This window comes from Amycolatopsis sp. PSD-21 (assembly GCF_055561455.1).
In genome coordinates, this window is the sequence record NZ_CM145712.1 from 9,037,078 (window position 1) to 9,051,123 (window position 14,046).

At 69.3% G+C, this 14,046-nt stretch carries 14 protein-coding genes; 7 read left to right on the top strand and 7 right to left on the bottom strand.

Annotated elements, in window-relative coordinates; genetic code table 11:
- Positions 1 to 78: 78 nt before the first annotated feature.
- From ACZ1DY_RS42590 to ACZ1DY_RS42610, 5 genes are all read left to right on the top strand, one after another.
- Positions 79 to 1,104 carry a fatty acid desaturase family protein gene (locus ACZ1DY_RS42590; RefSeq protein WP_126737542.1) on the top strand — a complete coding sequence of 342 codons (1,026 nt, stop codon included), beginning with the start codon at positions 79 to 81 and terminating at the stop codon, positions 1,102 to 1,104.
- Complete coding sequence (locus ACZ1DY_RS42595; protein WP_126737541.1) at positions 1,101 to 1,286, top strand: RGCVC family protein; 186 nt, start codon at positions 1,101 to 1,103, stop codon at positions 1,284 to 1,286. The genes ACZ1DY_RS42590 and ACZ1DY_RS42595 overlap by 4 nt, the downstream gene beginning before the upstream one ends.
- Before the next feature lie 9 nt (positions 1,287 to 1,295).
- Complete coding sequence (locus ACZ1DY_RS42600) at positions 1,296 to 1,454, top strand: DUF6307 family protein (protein ID WP_185927419.1); 159 nt, start codon at positions 1,296 to 1,298, stop codon at positions 1,452 to 1,454.
- Between the two features lie 268 nt (positions 1,455 to 1,722).
- Positions 1,723 to 3,066 (top strand): diaminopimelate decarboxylase, encoded by a 1,344-nt coding sequence (gene lysA / locus ACZ1DY_RS42605; protein WP_465483075.1) that lies wholly within the window; start codon positions 1,723 to 1,725, stop codon positions 3,064 to 3,066.
- Between the two features lie 168 nt (positions 3,067 to 3,234).
- Positions 3,235 to 3,729, top strand: coding sequence for an Lrp/AsnC family transcriptional regulator (locus tag ACZ1DY_RS42610; protein ID WP_005167158.1), 495 nt, complete (start codon positions 3,235 to 3,237; stop codon positions 3,727 to 3,729).
- A gap of 80 nt (positions 3,730 to 3,809) precedes the next feature.
- Here ACZ1DY_RS42610 and helR read toward each other — a convergent pair whose 3' ends face one another.
- The gene (gene helR / locus ACZ1DY_RS42615; protein ID WP_465483076.1) at positions 3,810 to 6,014 is read right to left on the bottom strand and encodes an RNA polymerase recycling motor ATPase HelR; all 2,205 of its coding nucleotides are present in this window, start codon (positions 6,012 to 6,014) and stop codon (positions 3,810 to 3,812) included.
- Positions 6,015 to 6,186: 172 nt separating this feature from the next.
- Positions 6,187 to 8,001: a LamG-like jellyroll fold domain-containing protein gene (locus tag ACZ1DY_RS42620; protein WP_465483077.1), complete on the bottom strand. Its 1,815-nt coding sequence runs from the start codon at positions 7,999 to 8,001 to the stop codon at positions 6,187 to 6,189.
- Between the two features lie 77 nt (positions 8,002 to 8,078).
- Here ACZ1DY_RS42620 and ACZ1DY_RS42625 point away from each other — a divergent pair, with 77 nt between their 5' ends.
- Positions 8,079 to 8,606 (top strand): hypothetical protein, encoded by a 528-nt coding sequence (locus ACZ1DY_RS42625; RefSeq protein WP_465483078.1) that lies wholly within the window; start codon positions 8,079 to 8,081, stop codon positions 8,604 to 8,606.
- Here ACZ1DY_RS42625 and ACZ1DY_RS42630 read toward each other — a convergent pair whose 3' ends face one another.
- Together ACZ1DY_RS42630 and ACZ1DY_RS42635 are read right to left on the bottom strand one after the other, a co-directional pair.
- Positions 8,607 to 9,071 carry a DUF6328 family protein gene (locus ACZ1DY_RS42630; protein ID WP_126737536.1) on the bottom strand — a complete coding sequence of 155 codons (465 nt, stop codon included), beginning with the start codon at positions 9,069 to 9,071 and terminating at the stop codon, positions 8,607 to 8,609.
- Positions 9,016 to 9,978: a DMT family transporter gene (locus ACZ1DY_RS42635; protein ID WP_126737535.1), complete on the bottom strand. Its 963-nt coding sequence runs from the start codon at positions 9,976 to 9,978 to the stop codon at positions 9,016 to 9,018. Before ACZ1DY_RS42635 ends, ACZ1DY_RS42630 begins: the two co-directional genes overlap by 56 nt.
- Before the next feature lie 83 nt (positions 9,979 to 10,061).
- Between ACZ1DY_RS42635 and ACZ1DY_RS42640 the strand changes: the two genes are divergently transcribed.
- Complete coding sequence (locus ACZ1DY_RS42640) at positions 10,062 to 10,613, top strand: superoxide dismutase family protein (protein ID WP_126737534.1); 552 nt, start codon at positions 10,062 to 10,064, stop codon at positions 10,611 to 10,613.
- Here ACZ1DY_RS42640 and ACZ1DY_RS42645 read toward each other — a convergent pair.
- The 3 genes from ACZ1DY_RS42645 to uppS all read right to left on the bottom strand — a co-directional run bounded on the left by ACZ1DY_RS42645 (position 10,610) and on the right by uppS (position 13,907).
- The gene (locus ACZ1DY_RS42645; protein ID WP_126737533.1) at positions 10,610 to 11,011 is read right to left on the bottom strand and encodes a TIGR03667 family PPOX class F420-dependent oxidoreductase; all 402 of its coding nucleotides are present in this window, start codon (positions 11,009 to 11,011) and stop codon (positions 10,610 to 10,612) included. The two genes, ACZ1DY_RS42640 and ACZ1DY_RS42645, sit on opposite strands and share 4 nt — an antisense overlap.
- 43 nt (positions 11,012 to 11,054) lie before the next feature.
- A complete protein-coding gene (locus tag ACZ1DY_RS42650) occupies positions 11,055 to 13,076 on the bottom strand; it encodes a DUF2339 domain-containing protein (RefSeq protein WP_465483079.1) in 2,022 nt (673 codons plus the stop codon).
- A gap of 72 nt (positions 13,077 to 13,148) precedes the next feature.
- Entirely contained in the window at positions 13,149 to 13,907 is a 759-nt protein-coding gene (gene uppS / locus ACZ1DY_RS42655) for a polyprenyl diphosphate synthase (RefSeq protein ID WP_465483080.1), read from the bottom strand.
- Between the last annotated feature and the right edge of the window lie 139 nt (positions 13,908 to 14,046).

Below are 14,046 nucleotides of genomic sequence, written 5' to 3' on the forward strand. Positions count from 1 at the left end.
CCGAACCAGACCCTTTCGGTGTTTGTGAACCCGTTGCTGGATTGTCCACTTTCACGAACCAGAACGGTGTGATGCACCATGACCTCCACACAGACGAGACAGGGCAGCGATTTCGCCGAACTGTCCAAATTGGTCAAAGACGCCGGCCTCCTCGACCGGCGCCGAAAGTTCTACGCGGTGAAGATCTCCTTGAACCTGCTGGCTTTCGCGGGCGGCTGGGTCGCCTTCGCACATCTCGGGGACTCTTGGTGGCAGCTGTTCCTCGCCGCGTTCTTCGCGATGATGTTCACGCAGCTGTCCTTCATCGGGCACGACGCCGGACACAAGCAGATCTTCCGCGGCCGCAAGGCGAACGACGTCACCGGTTTCGTCCACGGTGGACTGACCGGGCTGAGCTACGGCTGGTGGATCGGCACGCACACCCGCCACCACGCCAACCCCAACCACGAGGACGAGGATCCGGACGTCAACCTCGCCGCGCTCATCTTCACCAAGGCGCAGGGCACCGAACGGCGGGGTTTTCTGCGCTGGATGGCGAAATACCAGGCGTTCCTGTTCTTCCCGCTGCTGTTGCTGGAAGGCCTGAACCTGCACGTTTCGAGCGTGACGGCGATGTTCCAGCGCGGGTTCAAGCGGCGGAAGCTCGAAGCGGCGCTGATGCTGGCCCACGTCGCCGCGTACCTGACCGCGGTGTTCGTCGTCCTCTCGCCCGGTGTCGGTTTCGTCTTCATCGCCGTGCACCAGTGCCTGTGGGGCGTGTACATGGGCTGCTCCTTCGCCCCGAACCACAAGGGCATGCCGACGCTGTCGGCCGGGCACAAGCTCGACTTCCTGCGCAAGCAGGTGCTCACCTCGCGCAACGTGCGCGGCGGCCCGGTGGTGGACTTCGCGCTCGGCGGGCTCAACTACCAGATCGAGCACCACCTCTTCCCCAGCATGGCGCGGCCGAACCTCAAGCACGCGCAGGTGATCGTGCGGGAGTTCTGCGCGAAGCACGGCATCGACTACGCGCAGTGCGGCTGGGCGGCGTCGTACGGCTACGTGCTCCGGCATCTGCACGAGGTCGGGGCGCCGCTGCGTGCTCAACCGGTGGGTGTCCGATGACCTCCTCCGTCCGCTCCCTCGGCGACGTCGTGACCGAGCCCGCCGCCGGCGACCGGTGCCCGAGCTGCCCGCATCCGATGTCCGCGCACGACGCGATCGCCCGCCGCTTCTGCACCGCGACCGCGGCCGGCGGCTTCAGCCGCGGCTGCACCTGCGCCACGAAACCCGAAACAACCGAATAGAGGATCACCATGAACGCCGACACCGTCCCCGTCTCCCGCTACGAGATCCGGGTGGACACCGTGAAGAAGATCGTCAACGAACACACCGACCTCGACAACGAGAAGGCGTTCGCGCTGGCCGTGCACATGGTGCGGGCGCTCGACACCGTCCCGGAGCCAGTCCGCTAGGCGGTGTCCTTCTTGCCGCCAGAGCATGACGCGAAAGCCACTTTCGCGACGTCTGACGTCCCGAAAGTGGCTTTCGCGACACCTGGGTGCGGAGACCGCCGGCACGCCCCCCAAGGTCATCGCCCACGAGCGTGACCGGGGTTACCCGCGCGTTAACAAGGCGTCAGCGAGGTCTCGCGAAGCGTCAGGGAGACGTTGCCGGAACGGCCCCGCCGGGTCGATCGGAGTTGTGCTGACAAGGCACTGACCGATCGACGCGGAGGTAACCGTGACGCTCACCGAGCTCCTGCCCAGCCTCGGCTGCGAGGCCGCCGACCATCTCGAACCCGGGGTCTGGCCACGGAGCACCCGGCTCGGGCCCGGCGGGGAACTGCTGTTCGCCGGCGCGCCGGTGTCCCACCTCGCCGCGAGGTTCGGGACACCGGCGTATCTGCTCGACGAGGACGAAGTCCGCCAGAACGCCCGCGCCTACCGCAAGGCACTGCCGGACGCCGAGGTGGCGTACGCGAGCAAGGCGCTGTGCACCCGCGCGGTCCTGCGCTGGGTCGCCGAGGAAGGGCTTTCCCTCGACACCTGTTCGGCGGGGGAGATCGCGGTGGCGCGGTCGGTCGGCTTCCCCGCCGAGCGGATCCTGCTGCACGGCAACGCGAAAACCCCCGAAGACCTCAAGGCGGCGTTGTCCTACGGTGTCCGCCGGATCGTGGTGGACTCGCTCGACGAGATCGAGCAGCTCGGCGCGCTGGCCACCGGCGCGCAGCAGGTGCTGATCCGCGTGACCCCCGACGTCGCGGCGGGCACGCACGCGGCGATCACCACCGGCACCGAAGGACAGAAGTTCGGCTTCTCGTTGCGCGAGGGGGTGCGCGACAACCTCGGCCGGGCCGTCTCCGCGGTGCTCGCGCAGCCCGGGCTCCGGCTGGCCGGGCTGCACTGCCACATCGGCTCGCAGGTGTCGCGGGTGGATTTCTACGAACTGGCCGCCCGCAAGATGATCGGCGTGCTCGTCGCGCTCCGCGAGACCCACGGTGTCACCCTGCGCGAACTGGACCTCGGCGGCGGGCACGCCGTGCGTTATCTGCCCGGTGACCCGGGTTTCGACATCGACGGTTACGTACGCCGTCTGCGGGTCGCGCTCGCCTACGAATGCTCTTCGCACGGCTTCCCCCTGCCGAAACTGACGATCGAACCAGGCCGCGCCATCGTCGGCCCGGCGGGTATCACCGTGTACCGGGTCTGCGCGGTGAAACGCGGCTCGCGCACTTTCGTCGCCGTCGACGGCGGGATGAGCGACAACGCGCGGCCGGCGCTCTACGGCGCGGCGTACACCGCTCGCCTGATCGGCAGGCGCAGCCGTGCGGCCAGGCGGCCGATGACGGTGGTCGGGCGGCACTGCGAATCGGGCGACGTCCTCGCCGACGGGCTCTCGCTCCCCGACGACGTCCACCCCGGCGATCTGCTCGCCGTCCCCTGCACCGGGGCCTACCACCACTCGCTCGCGTCGAATTACAACCTCGTCGGCAGGCCGCCGGTGGTCGGTGTTTCCCGAGGTCGGGCGACGCTGCTCGTCCGCCGGGAAACCGAGGAGGACCTGCTCGAACGCGATCTCGGCTGAGGCGCCGTCCGAAATCCTCGGCACCCGGCCTGTCACGCGACAGAATCCTTTGCCCTAAGGGGCAGAGAAAGAGAATCGCGACAAACAACTTAACGGCGGTAGCATTCTGGACATTGATCGATACGCTGCGCGACAAGAATCACATGCCGAAACAAAGGGAGGGACGGCATGGGTGACGAACCACGCGCGCAGATGGAGCAGCGCACGCCTAGAGGTTTGGACAATACCGATCGCACGCTGATCGCTCTACTGCAAGTCGACGGGCGGGCCTCGTTCACGGCCTTGGCCAAGGCCGTCGGGCTGTCGGAGGGCGCCGTGCGGCAGCGCGTCCAGCGGCTGCTGCGGGACGAGACGATGCAGATCGTCGCGGTCACGGATCCGGCGAACGTCGGGCTCGGCCGTCAGGCGATGGTCGGGATCCGGGTCCAAGGCGATCCGCGGGCGGTCTCCGACCAGCTCTCCGGATTGCCGGACGTCCACTACGTCGTGCTGACCGCGGGAGGCTACGACCTGCTCGCCGAGGTCGCCTGCCGGGACGACGAACACCTCTTGAGTGTGCTGAACGACGACATCCGGCCCATCCCGGGTGTCGTCAGCACGGAGACCTTGGTCTACCTGAAACTCGCGAAACAGACATACGCCTGGGGCAACCTGACCCGATGACGGCCCGTCCCGTGCCATGACAGGTCCCTTCCTCGCAGATTGCGCAAGGAAGGGACCTTTCATGGCGCTCGCGGGAGCGATCAGACGCAGCGCAGGAACGCGTCGGGAGTCCGCCGCCCGGAATCGAGACCGCGGAGGACTTTCGGCAGCGTCCCGGTGTACAGGACCCCGAGCCGCTGCGTCGCCCGCGTCAGCGCGACGTACAGTTCCGCCTCGCCGCTCGGGCCGTCCGCGAGGATCCGCTCCGGTTCCACCACCAGGACGGCGTCGTACTCCAGCCCCTTGGTCGCGGCGGGCGCGATCGCGCCGGGCACTCCCGGCGGCCCGATGACGACCGACGTCCCCTCGCGACCCGATTCCTCGCGGACGAACTCGGCGATGGCCTCCTGGATGTCCACTTCGGACACTCGGCGCGCCCACGGCCGGACCCCGCACGAACGCACCGATTCCGGCGGAACGGCGCCCGGCGCGAAACTCGCCAGCAGCGAAGCCGCCACCGCCATGATCTCCGACGGCGTCCGGTAGTTGACGGTCAGCTTCCGGTAGACCCAGCGATCGGCGACGTACCGCGAGAGCATCGAGTCCCAGGACCGGGCACCCGACGGCGACCGCCGTTGCGCGAGATCCCCGACGACGGTGAACGACCGGCTGGGACAGCGCCGCATCAGCACCCGCCAGTCCATTTCGGACAGTTCCTGCGCCTCGTCGACCACGACGTGACCGTAGGTCCATTCCCGGTCGGCGGCGGCGCGTTCGGCCAGATCCCGCTCGTCGCGCTCGGCGAACCGGTCGGCCAGTTCCTCGGCCATCAGCACGTCCGTCGGCCGCAGCGCGAACTCGTAGTCGTCGTGGTCCTCCTCGACCTCGACGATCTCCAGCACCCGCTCGGCGTACTCCCTCCGTACCCGCCGCTGCCGTTCCTCCGCCCGGCGCTCGGCCGTGCGGTCGCGGCCGAGCAGTTCGACGGCCTCGTCCAGCAACGGCACATCGGAGACCGTCCACGCGTCCGCGTCCTCGCGGAACAGCGCCGGATCGGCGCCGGCCGCCCGCAACCGCTCCGGCGAGGCGTAGAGGTCCGCGAGCAGCCGCTGTGGCGTCAGCGACGGCCAAAGGCGGTCGAGCACCGCGCGGAGCTGCTCGCTGGCTTCGAGATCACGCCGGGCGTTCTTCAGCATCTCCGGGCGCGTGTGCTCGTCGTCCGACGGCAGCCACCCCGCGCCGAGCCGGTCGACCGCGCGGGTGGCGAGCGCGGTGATCACCTCCTGTTCGAAGACGGCCTTCGCCTCGTTGTGCAGCAGGCCGCTTTCCCTGGCCAGCTCGCGCGCGGCGGCCGCGACCTCGGCGTCCAGCGGCACGGTGACGTCGTCGAGCTCGATCGGTTCCGCCTCGGCGGGCAGCTCCTGCCGGTCGGCCACCGCCGCCGAGAGCACGTCCAGGATCGCCAGCGAGCCCTTCATCCGCTGCACCGCCGGCGGATCCTCGCGTTCGGTGCGCAGACCGGCGACGAGGTCACCCGGCGTCGCGAAGACCACGCTGGTCTCGCCGAGCGAAGGCAGGACACGGCCGATGTGGTCGAGGAATCCGCTGCTCGGCCCGACCACGAGCACGCCGCGCCGTTCCATGCGCTCGCGTTTCGTGTACAGCAGGTACGCCACCCGATGCAGCGCCACCGCCGTCTTCCCCGTGCCCGGACCGCCCTCCACGACGACGACGCCCGGGTGCGCCAGCCGGATGATCTCGTCCTGCTCGGCCTGGATCGTCGCGACGATGTCCCGCATCCCCTCGCCGCGCGGCGCGTTGACCGCGGCCAGCAGCGCCGCGTCGCCGCGTTCCCCCGCCGATTCCGGGCGGCCGAAGACCTCGTCGGCGAAGTCGCGGACGTCGCGGCCGAGGGTGCGGAATTGACGGCGCCGCGCCATTCCTTCAGGGGACGCGCCCGTCGCGCAGTAAAACGCGCGCGACGCCGGCGCCCGCCAATCGAGCACCAAAGGTTCGTAGTCGTTCTCTTCGTCGAAAAGGCCGATCCGGCCGACGTACGACCGTTCTCCCGAAAGGGCGTCCAACCGGCCGAAACAAAGACCTTCGTCGGCGATCTTCAGCCTCGTCATCTCGCGCGCCTTGGCACCGACCGACACCTCACGGTCGGAAAGCGCGAAGCCTTCTCCCCGCAGCGCACCGGCATACGCCTCCTTGACCCGCGCGCGTTCGGCGTCCAGCCGCCGGTAGAGCGACGCGACATACTGCCGTTCGGATCGCAATTCCTCGTCGTACCCCTGATTTGACAAGTTCCCCTCACAGCGGTTAGACTGACAACACATTCGGCGTACTGATCAGTGATTTTGATCAGGCGCCGATTTTTTATTGTCCACCGCTTGTCAAGAGGGACCCGGCATTCCCGGATGAACGATCGTGCGCGATAATGGGGACGAACATCCGCCATTACCGCGCACGATCCGCTCAGCCGAGCATGAACTCGCGGGGGTCCAGCGCGCGCCCCACCACCCGGACGTCGCCGAGCCAGCCGTGGAACGCCTGCTCGACGATCGAGTCGTAGGCGTAGGCGCCGATCAGCCACGAGCCGCCGGGGTTCGCGATCCCCGCGGCCGGCGTCTTCGGATTCCGCAGCACCGGGCAGCCGTCGACGTAGAGCGTCGTCCGCCTGCCGTCGTTGACCGCGGCGACGTGGATCCACTCCTCCAGCTTCAGTTCGTGCCCCCAGCAGGTGGAGATCCCGTTCTGGTTCACCGGGAACACCGCCCACTGGAACGCCGCACCGTCCGAAAGGGACAGTGTGGCCGAAGGCTCGCCGGGATCGTCGCCGGTCTTGCCCGCCTTGCCGCCGGAGCCCTGCCTGCCGAAGATCGCGGCCCAGGCGTGCTTGCCGTCCTTGAAATCCGCCGGCAGTTTGACGAACGCCTCGACGGTGTAACCGCGCGCGAACGTCTCCGCGTTCATCGGCGCGGAGTCCGCCGTGCGCAGATAGCCGCCGCGAGCCGGTTTCTTGCCGCCGTCGAACCGGAGGCTCGACCTCGACGGCTGCCGTCCGGAGAACTCGCCGGAGAACCGCAGCGCCTCGGGCGCGCTGCCGGGCAGGGTCACGCGGACCAGGTCGTTGCCCCGGCCCGAAAGGTCACGCACCCCATCCACGGGGACGCCCTCCCGGCCCTCGAATCGCCAGTAGGCCACGGTCCCGCGGACCAGCTGCCGTTCGGCGGGCCGCGCGGGCGGGACCGGGACCGGCGCGAACCCGGCGAACCTCGACTCGAAGTCGATCTCCAGGCTGAAGTAGTCCGCCGGGCCGGTGCGTTCGATCTCCTGCCGTTGCAGCTCGTTCAGCCGTGGCGCCTGGTCCGCCAGCCACGGCGAGACGGTGCGGACGTCGATCACGTCGCGCGCGAGGTCGAACCGGTAGAGCCGGATCATCGCGCTGCCGCCGTAGTAGCGGTCCTGGTAGTTCGTGATGTGCAGATGGACGTCGTGGCCCGCCTTGTTCCGCTTCACCGTGCGGCCCGGCGGCCAGTAGTGCCCGTTGAGGGTGAGGAAGATCTGATCGTTCCCGTCGATCAGCTCGTCCCACACCTTCTGCCCGAATTCCGAGAACTGTGCCTGTCCCGCGTCGTCGGCCCATACCAATTCATGGATGGTCAGAATGGCCGGGAGCCGCGGATTCCGCGCGAGCACCGACCGCGCCCACTCCAGCCCGCCCGCCGACGGCCGCCAGTCGAGCGCGAGCAGCAGCCACTCGCGTCCGCCCGCGCGGAAGACGTGGTGGCTGTTGTAGCCGTCCGGGCTCGCGCCGCGGAAGGTCCGCGAACCACGCTGCCGGTGCGGCCCGAACGCGTCCAGGTACGGCGTGCGGCCGCGCTGGTCGTCGGTGGAGGACTTGACGTCGTGGTTGCCGGCCAGCGTGCTGTACGGGAACCGGCGACGGTCCAGGTGCTGGAACGAGCGGCTGATCTGCTCGAATTCGCCGGGCTGCCCGTTCTCGGTGAGGTCGCCGAGATGCGCCAGGAAGACGATGTTCTCGTCGCCACCGGTGACGTACCGCAGGGTGGCGTCCAACGGCGCGGGGTCACCACGGTCGGCGTCGAAGAGGTACTGGGTGTCGGGCAGCACCGCGAGGGTGAAGCGGCCGTCTTCGAAGTCCGGGCCCTGATGGCCGAAGGTCGCCGAAGCGGCGGGAGCACCTAGCGCGGGTAACGCGGAGACCGCCGCACCGGCGCCGAGCAGGCCCGCGCCGCGCAGGAAGGTCCGTCTGGATGAGTCGTTCACGGCCGCAACCTACGGTCGCGGAGGCAACGCGTCCCGAACCGCGGATGAACACTTGCCCCGCTCGGTAGCTTCGTGCCATGGGGAACGTCAAACGCTGGCCCGTGCTCGCCGGGGTCGGTGTGGTGGTGGCCGCGGCAGGCTGGTGGATCGTGGACGAGATGCCATCGGTGGACGACGCCGTCGCGCGTGAGGCGCTGCCGCCGATCGACGAACATCTGCGCTCGCTCGCCGGCGCCCGGGAGGCGGGAATCCGCTGGGTGTGCACGCAGAAGGTGATCGAGACCCGCGCGGACGGCGAACGGGTCAAGATCGGCCTGGTCGCGAGCTGCGACGAGGTCGAAAAGGAAGGCGACGGGCTCGTCACGCGCGGCGGATTCCGCCGTCAGCCGATGGTCTACCGCGTCGAACGCACCCCCGGCGGGTACCGCGTGCTCGACCGGAAGGTCGCGGTGGACGGGGCGGGCTACTCGCCTTCGGTCAAGGAGATGTTCTCCTGGGTCGGCGCCCGCCGGGTGCTCGACGGCGCGAGCCCGGACGACCCTCGGAACGTGTCGGCCGCCGCCTTCGGCCTGCCCGAAAGCACCCCGGTGCGCGCGGGACGGTGATCAGTCGCCGTTTCGGTCGATCTTCTTCGGCACCACGAACCACATGACGACGAACAGCACCGCCGTCACCACGCCGAGGATCGTCATCGCGATCGGGCCGAAGACGACCTTGGCGATGAGCGCGACGGTCGTCGTGATGGCGGCCGCGAGGCAGCCGAGCCCGACCAGGACGGACCGGTTGCCGACGGTGAGGATCCGCTCACGGTTCCCGGTGCGGAAGAGCAGCCGGTGCCACGCGGCGGGCGCCGTCAGCAGCACCGTCGAGCAGACCGTGAGCAGGACCGCCGTCAGATGGACGGATTTCTCGAACCCGCTCGCCTGGTGGAACTCGTCGGTGAACACCACCGTGAGCAGGAAACCGAAGAGGATCTGGACACCGGCCTGCGCGACCCGCAGCTCCTGGAGGAGCTCACTGACGTTGCGGGTCAGGCGTTCGTTCTTCGTCTCGCCGGTGTGCTCGACCATTCAGCGGCTCCAAGACCATCGGTTGACGCCTGACCTTTTCATGCCAGCCGAGCGAAGTCACTGACACCACCACCACGGCGAGGCCCAGCCACTGAGTACCCGACAAATCGGCGTTCAAGCACAATACGCCGATAACGGCCGCCGTGACGGGGAACGCCAGCTCCGCGAGCGTCGCCCTGGCGGCCGGGGTCGACCGCAGGCCCAGGTAGTACAGGCTCAACGCGAGCAGGCCCGGGACCAGCGCCAGCAGGCCGAGCCCGAGCGCGTTGTCCCAGCCCACGGCGAACTGGCCGCCCTGGTACGCCACGATCCCCGCCGAGACCGGCAGCCCGACCGTGAAACGCAGCGTGGTGACCTCCTTCGGCGCCAGCTCGGTGGACAGCAGCCGTCCGAGCACCGTGCCCGCCGCCCACAACGCGGCGGCGCCGATCGCCAGCAAGGCCGCCTTTGCCGCGGCGACCTGGATGTTCAGCGGATCCTTGAAGGCCAGCAGCCACGCACCGAGCAGCGCCGGGATCGCGAACAAGGCGTATCCCGGGCGGACCCGCTCACGGAGCACGAAATACGCCGCCAGCACGGCGAACACCGGCTGGAGCTTCTGCAGCACCAACGGCGTCACGGGGTCGCCCAGTTTGAAGGCCGCGGTGAACATCGCCGTCGCGAGCGCGGAGGATCCGCCGCCGATGGCGAGCACGGCCAGCCATTCCCGCGGGCCGGTCCGGCGCAGCGCCCGGATGGCGCCGGGGATGAGAGGGCTCAGCACGAGCACGACCAGCAGGTGCTCCCAGAAAACGACCGTGGCCGCCGGGAGGGCTTCGGCGAGCGGAAGCCTCAGAAGTCCGTCGGTGCCCCAAAGAGCGGCGGCGACCGCGACCAGCCAAGTGCGATCCGGAGGGTTGCTACTCACATTTCCTGCCCATAGTTTGAGAATGATCGCCCGACCGAGTGACCGCTCTGGCGTGTCCGATTCGTGCGGACTAGGCAAGGGGCATGCGCCCCGTCCCCGCACTTTCCCTCGTCCTGTCCGCGGCCGCACTGGCCCTGACCGCCGGCGCCGGGCCGGCCACCGCCGTCCCCGGCTCCCGGGTCCACGTGATCACCGCCAAGAGCGGTCTCACGAGCTACAAACCCGAACTGGTGCCGCCCGGCGCCCGCGCGCACGTCTTCGGGTTGACGTCCAAGGCACACGGCACCTCGACCGCGATCCTCGTGACCGGCCTGCTGCCCAACCGCGAATACGGCGCCCACGCCCACACGAAGCCGTGCGGCGCCACCGGCGACCTCGCCGGCCCGCACTACCAGAACGTCGAAGACCCGGTGAAGCCGTCGGTGGACCCGGCCTACGCCAACCCCCGCAACGAGATCTGGCTCGACCTCACCACCGACGCCACCGGCCGCGGCGCCGCCGTGTCCAAAGTGGACTGGACGTTCACCGACCGGCGCGCGAACTCCATCGTGATCCACGAAACGCATACCCACACCCACCCGGGCCACGCCGGGACCGCGGGGGCCCGGCTGGCCTGCGTGACCGTCGGTTTCTAGAAGCCCCAGGTACGTTCGGGCCGGATCCTGATCCGGACGCGGTACTCCCGGTCGAATTTCGGGACGTCGTAGTCGATCGCCGGGTAGTGCTTCTCGTACTTGTCGAGGAAGCCAGGCTGCTCCGACGCGAGACCGTCCGGCAGGATCTCGGCCTTGCCGCCGATCACCAGGATCGAGCCCCCGTGCTCGTCGCTGTTGAAGTGGAGGCTGACCTCCGGGTTGGCCTCGATGTGGCGGGTCTTCGCCGTATCCGGCTGGCTGAAGACGATGAAGTCGTCACCGTCGAGGACGAACCACACCGGTCGGGGCGAAGGGCGTCCCTTCGGGCTGATCGTGGTCAGCCAGGCGACGCTCTCCTTCGCCCGCTCGGCGAGCCGTGGGTCGGGTTGGTAGGTCATGAACCGACCAACCACGACCCCGCGGCTTTTCTTCCTCGTCCGCTCAGCGGGACGCGACGAGTTTCGCGTACCGCGTCCCGGCGCCGAGCAGCACCAGACCGGCGATGAGGAAGGCGGCGACCCTGGCCAGGCCGTCCAGCGCGGCGAGGTCGAACAGCACCAGCTTCAGCACCGCCGCGCCGACCAGCACGAAGCCGATCACGCGCAGGTTGACCGCGGAGATGCCGCGGACGAGCAGCACCAGCGCGGCGACCGTCCAGGACACCGTGATCACCACGTGGCCGACCAGGAAACCCGAGCGGCCGGGAACGACCAGCATCGCGCCGCACAGCACCATCGCGCCCGCGCCGTAGAGCCCGCAGACCCCGGCGAAGAGCCACGGCACCACGTTCTCCGCCGCGGCCTTGAAGAGCCCGAGCCGGTGCGCGACCCACGGAAGCGTGATCGAGACGGCCAGGATCGCCAGCGCCACCAGGAAGGCGGCGGCGAGGTCGGCGTCCGGACGGTTGCGGATCAGGAAGAAGAGCGTGGGCGGGACGTCGAAGACCAGCGCGATCATGCCGCCGATGACAGCGAAGCCGAGGCCGCCGAAGAGGGCCACGTGCTTCTTCGTCCACAGCGCGACCAGCGCCAGCAGGACCCCTTCGCCGATGAGGATCGCCGACCGGGCGCTGCCGTCGAACAGCGTCATCGTCGTCTGCAGGGCCGCGACCAGCCCGGCGGCGCCCGCGAGCTCCCCCGTCCAGCCGTCGAGCCACTTGCCGACGGCCCACACCGCGAGCAGCACCAGCGCGACCGACGCCGTGACCACCACGGCCGGGGTCTTCGGCAGGAACAGGGCGGCGATCAGCGAAGGCGCGGGGGCGAAGGCGAGCAGGACGAGCGCGGCGGCGTCTCCCGGCCGCTTGGCGGTGACGATCAGGGCCAGCGCGAGTCCCACGCCTCCCACCGCCAGCGCGGCGGCGGTGTTGGCGGTGCTGCCGCCGAGTCCGGTGAACGCCGTGCTGAAGACCGACGCGACCAGCGGCGGGATCCCCGCCGCGACCGCGACCGACGGCCACGACTGGCGCAGCTGCACCGGCGTCGAAGCGACCTGGACCACGAGCAGGAACGCGACCAGTTGCGCGGTGAAACCCTGCGTGATGATCGGCGCGCAGACCACGCAACCGAGCACGACGGCCGTCGCGAGCAGCGACGACTTCCACCGCACGGCCAGCAGCAACCCGCCGACCGCGATCAGCAGCCCGAGCGCGAGACCGGCGTAGGCCGGGAGGTACTCGTACATCGTCGTCGCGGCGATGGCGTCGAGGTACAGCGCGCCGATACCGGTGGCGGCGAGCGCGAACGCGCCCGTGCGGCCCGCCGGCGTGCGGTGCAGCCTCAGGCCGATGCCGACCAGCGCGGCGCCGAGCACGGCACCACCGATCACCCGCGGCAACGGGCCGAACCAGCCGCGCTGGATCGCGAGCACGAGGAACAGCACGATGCCGAGCAACGTGACCGCGCCGCCGATCCAGGCCAGCAGCCTGCTGCCCGCGCCTTCCTTGCCCAGCTTCTCGGCGAGGGACACCTTCGGGGCGGGCTGGTACGGGCGGTAGGGCTGCTGATACTGCTGGCGGTACTGCTGCTGTTGCTGCCACTGCGCGTACTGGGCCTGCTGGTATTGCTGCTGGTAGTGGGCGTGCTGCGGGTGCTGGTACTGGGGGTGGGGGTACGGCTGCTGCGGGACCTGCGGTTGCGGAGGCTGCTGGGCCTGAGGCGGCACTTGGGGTGCGGGCTGCTGCTGGGCCTCGGGCTGCGCCTGCTGGGCCTCCGGCTGCGGCTGCTGGGCCTCCGGCTGCCCGCCTTGCGGCTGCTGGGGCACCTGCTGCTGCGCTTGCTCGGCCTGTGGCGTCTCCTGCGCGGACTGATCGGCCTGCTCAGGCGCCTCTTCGTGCTTCGGTTCCGCCGCGGACTGGACGGTCCGCAGCTCCGTGCCGACCCGCGCGAGGCGGGCCCCAAGGTCGTCGATCTCCCCGGCGAGCCTGAGGAGCACATCCCCATCGGTGGTCATGGCGATCAGCATGCGGCCTGAAGGGCCCGGAGGGATCCGTAGCACTACTCAATCGTGATGACGATGTGGTCGCGACCTGCAAGATCATCGGGATCGGGCCCACACCCTGAGTGCCCGCAGAAGGTCGATGTACCGGAAGCCCGGCCAGTTGACGTCACAGAAGTGCAGCCGGGAATCCTTCGCCTGCCAAAGCAGGAATCCGGACAGCCGGACCTCGCCACTGGTCCGGATGATCAGGTCCGGGTCGGGACTGCCCACTGTGTACAGATGCGCGGAAAGGGCATCCACGGAAACGGATTCCGCGATCTCCGGGAGGGACTTGCCGTCCGCGGCACCTTCGAGCACGAGATCGCGTACGGCGTCGACGATCTCCTCGCGGCTTTCGTACCCGATGGCGAGAGTCAGCTCGACCCCCGTCGCACCGCGAGTGTCCTCTTCGGCCCGCTTCAGCACTTCGGCCGTGGACGACGGCAGCATGTCGAGTCGCCCCACAGGCGCGACACGCCAGTTCGCGCCCGGCGCGGTGAGCCGGTCACGGACGACATCCTCGATCACCTGCATCAAGAAGGCCATCTCCGGCGACGCGCGCTTCGTGAGGTTGTCGACCGAAGCGAGGTACACCGTCACGTGCCCGATGCCGAGGCCTTCGCACCACGACATCAACCGGGCGATGTGCTGTGCTCCGTGACGATGCCCCTCGCGGACGTCCACGAAGCCCATCGCGCGGGCCCAGCGGCGGTTGCCGTCGATGATCACGCCGACGTGGCGGGGCAGCGGACCTTGGAGGAGGCGGGCGCGGAGCCGTCGCGCGTAGAGGTCGTCGAGTCTCGTCCGGACGCTCATGGAGGCGAAGCTACCGAAATCGCGACTTCAGCACCTGAAACGCACATGAGCTAAACTGGATGCGGAGTGCGGCGCCGTGGGCGCAGCACGAGTCGCAAGGCCAGGTGCACCCGGGGAATACCGGGACCCTGGCCTTACG